At 68.0% G+C, this 6,568-nt stretch carries 4 protein-coding genes; all 4 read left to right on the top strand.

Features of this window, described 5'->3' with window-relative positions:
* The coding region (locus tag Q4F91_RS12460; protein WP_303338051.1) for a conjugal transfer protein TraH at positions 1 to 1,501 on the top strand (1,501 nt) is incomplete at its 5' end.
* 18 nt (positions 1,502 to 1,519) lie between these two features.
* On the top strand, positions 1,520 to 4,666 hold the full coding sequence (locus Q4F91_RS12455) for a conjugal transfer protein TraG N-terminal domain-containing protein (protein WP_303338050.1): 3,147 nt from the start codon (positions 1,520 to 1,522) through the stop codon (positions 4,664 to 4,666).
* Positions 4,667 to 4,745: 79 nt separating this feature from the next.
* Positions 4,746 to 6,119 carry a GIY-YIG nuclease family protein gene (locus tag Q4F91_RS12450; RefSeq protein ID WP_303338049.1) on the top strand — a complete coding sequence of 458 codons (1,374 nt, stop codon included), beginning with the start codon at positions 4,746 to 4,748 and terminating at the stop codon, positions 6,117 to 6,119.
* A 65-nt stretch (positions 6,120 to 6,184) separates the two neighbouring features.
* Positions 6,185 to 6,568, top strand: a 384-nt coding sequence (locus Q4F91_RS12445) for a hypothetical protein (RefSeq protein ID WP_303338048.1), incomplete at its 3' end; no start/stop codon positions are given.

Genomic DNA, 6,568 nt, shown 5'->3' with positions numbered 1-6,568 from the left:
GCATCCCCTCTCACACCCCGGGAACGCCGCACGTTCCCCTCATCCTCAGCCTTCAAAAGCGAACCGACGGTTCCGCGTGAAGAACGTCGTGCTCTCCGTGCTCCTTGTCACGTCGCTCATGACCGCCTCCGTCTCGCACGCGGGCTTCCTCGAGGACTTCTACGACGCGGCCGGATCGCAGACGTCGATCACGCGCGCGGGCGTCTACGAATCGCAGAATCTCTCGCTCGCAACGGGCGGGTCGTTTGTGCTCAAGGTCCCGCGCAAGTCCTTCTCGCCCATCACGATCGACGCACCCTACCTCAAGGCCGGGTGCGGCGGCATCGACATCTTCCTCGGCGCCTTCTCGCTCCCTTCGAAGGACGAGTTCCTCTCGTTTCTGCGAAGCGTCGGCACGGCGATTCCGGGCCTCGCGTTTCAGCTCGCGCTCCAGCACCTGTCGCCCGACTTGAACGAGCAGGTGACGCAGTTCCGCGACCTCATCATGGAGGCCACAGAGATGTTCTCCGACTCCTGCAAGGCCGCCGAGTGGATCGTCAACGAAGGCGCGGGCGCCGTCGAGTGGCTCGCGCAGTCGCAGCTGAAGGCCAGCAACAACCTGAGGAGCACCGGCGAGGCCTCGGACGCCTCGGAGGCCGACAGCCTCACCCGCACCGACGGCGGCAAGGTCATGTCGAGCGTCCCCGACCGCACGGACGCCGAGGGGAACATTGTCGAGTCGTCCGAACTCAACCTCACCTGGTCGTTGCTCAAGGGCGGGAAGTTCGCGGAGTCGGTCTCGCAGGAGACGCTCGAGACGATGATGACGCTCTTGGGCACCACGCTCTACAGGAAGACCGGCAGCGGGGACTCGACGACGGTGCAGAGCGAGGACATCGGCGCGAGGGATCTCCTCTGGGATCTCTACGGGTCCGTGGACGAGGTGAATCCCTCGAGCTCGCGGCTGCTCACCTGCGACGAGGCGAAGAAGTGCCTCAATCCCTCGGAGAGTGTCTCGAAGCCCGTGAACCTCGTGCGCTCGATCTACCTCGCGGCCGCGAACTACCGGAAGAGCATCGTCTCGCGCAATCCCGCGGAGGTGACCGACAAGGAGGTCGTGATGCTCGCCGCCATCTCGTCGATCCCGCTCCTCGCGATCGTGGAGGCTTCCGCCTCCTCGAAGATCCCCACGGCGGGCGACGCCATGATGCGGCTCTATTCCGAGGCCGCGGCCTACGAGGCGATCACGACGGCGCTGAGTGACCTCGCGATCGAGGTCCGGCGTCTCATCACGAGCTCGTCGGCCCGCAGCGTCAACTCGATCAACGTCGCGCACGCGGAGAAGCTCGAGGCCCGTCTCACGGTGGTGCTCTCCGAACTGCGCCAGCGCGAGGACAAGCTCTACTCCGCGATGGCCCGCGCGCAGAGCTACGCCGTGCAGGCCGCGCACATCGAGCGCTCGGTCTACGGGCGCGCGGCATTGGAAGCCTCTTCCGTGCTACCGCGCTGGACCCGCCGTTGACAACGGAGGAAAAGACTGATGGACCTGAATCTTGACTTCTATGCCATCTGGAACGCCGGGCAGATCGCGGCGCTCTTCAAGGCGATCGTCGGCATGACGAGCTCCGCGGGATACCTGACGCTGCTCCTCTGTCTCTCGCTCCTCGGCTTCCTCGTCGTGACGGCGGCCTCGGCCGTGCGTTACCGGGGCCGGGACATGATCACCTGGTTCTTCGCGGTGGTGCTCCTCTACACGGTGGCGTTCGTGCCGAAGATGACCGTCACCGTGCAGGACACCCGGGCGATGAGCGCGCAGGTGGTGGAGAACGTGCCTCTCGGCGTCGGCTTCACGGCCTGCCTCTCCTCCCAGATCGGGCACTTTCTCGCGGAGCTCTTCGAGACGGCGCTCACCGACGTCGACGCCGAGAAGGTGATGAGCTTCGGCGCGGTCTTCCCCGAGAGGGCCGTCGCGGCAATCGCCCAGGCCGGGCCCGTCTCGGCCGAGGCGCGCGAAGTGCTCACGCCCTTCATCGACCGCTGCGTGCTCCCCGAGATCCTTGAATCCGAGTCGAAGCTACAGGAGGTGATGGCGAGCGGCGACCTCGTCACCACCGTCACCGCCGAGGGCTGGGTGAACCCCGCCCGATTCGCCATGGTCTCGGGGACGCCCCTCTACTGCGACAAGGCGGCGGAGTCGCTCCTCAAGGTCCTCAAGGAAGTGGAGATCCCCGCGCAGGAGTCGCTCCTTCTCACAAAGCTCTCGTCCTCCGACACGTCGGTGGCTGAGGCGGCGCTCAGAAAGGCCATCCCTCAGGCTCAGGAGAAGATGCTCGGCATTTCGAAGACGCTCTCCGAGTCCCTCTCCCACGCCGTGCTGATGGCGGAGATCCCCGGGGCGCTGGAGCGCAAGGCCGGGGGCCTCGACATGCCTCTGGCCGGTGCGATCGCGATCGCCAAGGGCCAGGGGAATCTGGCCTCCGAGATCTCGTTTCGCACGATGAGCGAGCTCGCGGCGGCGTTCCTCCCGAAGTTGAGGAACATCCTGGAATTCATCCTCATCGCGGCCTTCCCCGTCGTGATGGCGATGCTCGTCGCCTTCGGCTCCGGCGGCATGAACGCCGTGCGCATGTACTTCACGCTCTTTCTCTGGCTCGCGCTCTGGGCGCCGATCGCGGCGGTGATCAACTACCTGCTCATTCACATCGACTCGAACCCCTTGAACCGCTTGGCCGAACATTACGGCGGTCTCACCTTGGCGAGCGCGGACCTCATCCGTGACCAGGGCGCCACCTCGCAGGCGATGGCGGGCTACATGATGCTGCTTGTTCCCCTCATCTCCTACCTGATCGCGAAGGCGAGCGACATGGGCGCGGCGAGTCTCGCGGCCTCCGTCATGTCCCCTGCGGCCGGCGCCGCGCAGGCGCAGAGCTCGTCCTTGTCGGCGGGCAACGTCACCGCAGGCGCGGCCTCGATCGGGAACACGGCGGTCAACAACACCTCGGCCAACAAGTCGGACGTCTCGAGCGGCTTCGTCGCCGGTTCGATGTCGCGCTCGACCTCGGCCGCGGGCTCCATCGTCCGCGACTCGTCGACGGGTGCGGTCACCGGCATCCAGGTGCAGGGCAACGACCTCGGCGTCGCCGCGGCGAGTTCGCTCACGACCGGGTCGGCCACCGCCTCCTCGCAGGCCACGGGCTCCGGGGTCGTGACATCCACGGGCCAGGTGCGCGCCGACGGGACCTCGAACGTCGAGACCTCGGGCCAGCAGCTGACCCAGGGCTCGTCCACGGTCGTGACCGCAGCCTCGGGCTGGCAGAGCACCACCGCCGTCACCTCGGGCGAGCGCTCGACGCACTCGGTCGACGCCCGCCAGGGCGGCATGCTCACCTCGACCTCGGGCGTGGGCGAGAACTTCGGGCTCTCCACCCAGACGGGCGGCCACTTCGGCGGCCAGTACCAGGCGCCGGCCGCGGTCAACGACGCGACGCTCGGCACCCCGGGCAACATCCCCGGAGGCGTGGGACCGGCCGGGTCGTCCTTCACCGCGGGAACGCCGGGGAACGGCACCTTCGGGGCCGGATACCCTGCGGGAGGAGCCGGAGGCGCGGGCCTCAACTACTCGCCCGCGGCGCCGGGGCTCTTCGCGAAGCCCGGTGCCGGCGGCAAGGGAGCTCCGGGAGCCGGGACCGGCGGACCGGGCGGCACCGTCCCCATGGACGATTCGCACCAGGTGCCCTCCTTCGGCGTCTCGATCGGCGGGATGCTGCGCACCGACACGATGGCCTCGAACCGCGACGGCGCGACCTCGTACACCACGTCGGGGTCGTCCGACGCCTGGGCGAGGGAGTCGGGCCGGAGCACCGCGGACTCGACCACGGAGAACGGCAACTTCCTCACCTCGGGGAACGTGACCTCCTCCGGCACCCGAGGCGCCTTGACCGCGGACTCGTCTAGCCACGTCGCGACGACCTCCGCGTCGGAGTCGAGCTCGACCTCGTTCTCCTCCTCGAACGAGCGCCGCGACGGCGCCTCGATCGGGGCGGGCGCGAGGCTCGACCGCTATCTCGCCGACCGCGCGGTCGCGGCCTATGGCTCTCCGGAAGCGGTCCTCGAGGCGATGCAGAACCCTGCCGAGCGCGCCGCCTTTGCGCGTGACGCCTTCAATGACGCCGGCAGCCGCGGGTTCCTGCCCACCGGAAAACCGGCGCCCTCCGACGAGGCCGTCGGCCGGGCCGGTCAGAAGGCGATGCGCCAGATGGACGGGCTCGCCGTCTCCCCGCAGGATCACGACGCGGCGGTCGCGCGCGTTCAGGCCGAGGCGATCGACGCCCACGGCTCGATGGCGGCCTCGGCGCCTGCCACACCGACGCTCCAGTCCCCCGCCACGGACGCTCAGCGCGAGGCCATGACGCTCTCGCACGGCGCCGTGACCGCGGTGCGGACCTTCTGGCCCGAGGAGCAGGTCTCCGGCATGGCCGTGGTGAGGACGGGCCTCGGAGGCGGCATCACCTACCGCTCGCCCGAGGAGCTCCACCGGGGCCTGATGGAGGCGGCGGAGACGAACGAGACCGTGCGCTCGACGCTGATAACGATCGGCGAGCGCGGCACCGCGACCGAGGCCGACCTCGCGACGCTGCAGAGCGAGGGCGGGTTCGGGTTCGGCTCGAGCCTCAGGAACCCGCGGTGAGGCGCCCGCATCAGCACATTCCTTCCGGGGCGCGTGTGCCCCGGGGGAAAAGAGATTTTGTTTTGAAAAGGAATGACCAATGACCGAGAACGAAAAGAACCAGGATCGCGCCGGGGAGAAGACCCCGGAGAACACGAAGCCCGCTGAGAGCCCCGGGCGGAAGCTTGTCCTCGCGAATCCCCTCGAGCCCTTCGGGCAGAGCTTCTTCGAGCCCGTGCCGCTCTCCGAGGAGGAGGCCATGAAGATTGCCGCGATGATCGGCTTCACGCACTTCATCGACATCCCTCCGGGCGACACGTTGCAGAACGTGCTCTACAAGAAAAAGGCCGCCTGGAAACTCTGCGGCATCTACCTGATCATCAACTCCACGGGGACGCTCTACGTCGGGAAGTCGATTGACATGAAGGACCGCCTCAGGCATCACCGCTGCCAGGACCCCTTCCCCGACCATCAGTGGATTGCCTTCCGGCCCTGTCCGGCCGAAAAGCTCGCGGAACTCGAGAACGCGATGATCGCGCGTGCCGCCCGGGCGCGGCTCCCGCTCCAGAACCGCGTCAACGCGGAGCACCGCATCTGCCGCACGGAAACCCCGGAGCTCAGCTGGTGCTTTGACGACATCTGCCCGCCCTGGGCGCAGGAACGGTTCCTCGCCGAGGGAGAGTTCCACGGCGAAACCGTGCAGGAGCAGTACGAGGATGTGGTGAGGCACTCGATTCCCGGCGAGCGCGAAGCCTGGTCGTTTTTCCGGACCGAGCGGCAGGCCCGCGGCATGCTCGAGATCGCGCACAGGTGCCTCCTGATGGCTGTCCGGAACCCGTGGCAGCTCGAGAACCTGTGGTGGGCGATCACGCTCCCGCCCCTGCGCGGCGCCGCGGCATGGGATCCGGCGCTTGCGCTCACTGCAGGCGTGCACACCGTCATGAAGTGCTCCTGCCGGCGCAACTTCCCCGAGCAGGTGAAGGTCAAGTTCGCGCTCGCGAAGAACATCGCGGACCGGCAGACCGAGAGCGGAAAGAGGCTTGTCCGCGAGCTCGAGCGGTACGACGTGAAGCCGGGCTTCTCCGCGGGCGGCTGGAACGGCCGGATCGGAGAGAACTACTGCGCCGTCAGGGGCCGGCGCTATCCGGACAGGCGCGCCATGACCAGGGACATGGAGCGTGAGGTGACCCGTGCGCACGCCTGCGGGCCCTTCGTGGAGATCGTCACGCCGCTTGAGCATGCGAACAAGGTGCTCGACAACCCGACGGTGCAGCACGCCTTCAGGCTCGCGGTGATGGCGAGCCTCAGGGAGTCACCGTGCCCGATCGGCTCGTCGCACAACGCGATCGCCGCGTTCTCCATGCGGCATGGCTTCCACGGGCTGCCGCCGGTGCAGGAGACGGCGTGGGCGGCGGAACCGGGCGGTCCGGCAGTCCCGGTGGTTGACTGGGAGGAGGAGGCCGGGGCCGCCTGAGACCGCGTACAGAGCGGCCACGGACTCCGGCAGACACCGAAGATCACAGAAAGGAAGGATGAAAAATGACAGAGAAAGAGATCAGGACGAATCAGGAGCACGCTCGGGCGGAAGCCCGCGTGACCACGCCCGCGGGGAAACCGGACGCCGCCCCCGGGGAGCCCCAGCGGAGCCCGGGCGGGGAAACCGGGAAGGCCGCCGGGGTTTCGGAGGAGCGTGCGGAGAGGCCCGGGCCGAAGCTTGTCTGCGCAAACCCGCTCGACCCGTTCGGGCAGAGCTTTCACGAGCCGGTGCCGCTCTCCGAGGAGGAGGCGATGCTTGCGGCCGCCCGGCTCGGCTTCACCCACTTCATTGACATCCCCGAGGGCGAGACAATGGTGAACGTGCTCTGGAAAAAAAAGACGGCCTGGAAGCTCTGCGGCATCTACCTGATCATCCACCGGTCGGGC

The sequence above is a fragment of the Sutterella sp. genome, from assembly GCF_030539355.1.
Taxonomy (GTDB): domain Bacteria; phylum Pseudomonadota; class Gammaproteobacteria; order Burkholderiales; family Burkholderiaceae_F; genus Sutterella.
Note: the sequence above shows the minus strand (reverse complement) of the source record. Positions and strands in the feature narration are given on the sequence as shown.

Excerpts from the sequence above, each read along its gene's own strand:
- Q4F91_RS12455 (WP_303338050.1), top strand. The coding sequence starts at position 1,520 with ATGGACCTGAATCTTGACTTCTATGCCATCTGGAACGCCGGGCAGATC.
- Q4F91_RS12450 (WP_303338049.1), top strand. The coding sequence starts at position 4,746 with ATGACCGAGAACGAAAAGAACCAGGATCGCGCCGGGGAGAAGACCCCG.